Annotated in this window: 1 protein-coding gene; it reads right to left on the bottom strand. The window is 39.1% G+C overall.

Features of this window, described 5'->3' with window-relative positions; all coding sequences use genetic code 11:
• Positions 1-8 precede the first annotated feature (8 nt).
• On the bottom strand, positions 9-386 hold a 378-nt coding region (locus tag AB4486_RS23320; protein ID WP_372118917.1), incomplete at its 5' end, for an oligogalacturonate-specific porin KdgM family protein.

The following is a 386-nucleotide window of genomic DNA, read 5'->3' on the forward strand; positions in this document are numbered from 1 at the left end:
ATTTCTAATTAGAATGAGTAAGCAACACCAACACGGTATTTTGCTTCGCGATCTTTAGAAGATGAGCTGATATCAGAAGACCAAATCTCAGCAAAAGGTTTCCAAGAACCGAACTTGTAGTTTACTTTTAAGCCAGCATCCCATTCCCAGTCATCACTATTATAAAGAAGTACGTTATCCAAAGATTTTACATAGTTTGCTTCGTAAGAAAGACCAAGCTTCGGTAGAGACTCAATTTTATATGCACCTGTTAGCGTTATTTTGGATTTTTGAGCTGATTCTAAACGTTCGCCAGTTTCTGAATCCTTATCACCAAACTGTGTATGGTTGCGGAAATCAGCATACTCGTGACGGTAACGAATGGCAGTCGTTAATCCCATATCCGC

The organism is Vibrio sp. 10N.222.55.C6 (assembly GCF_041473395.1).
GTDB lineage: Bacteria > Pseudomonadota > Gammaproteobacteria > Enterobacterales > Vibrionaceae > Vibrio > Vibrio crassostreae_C.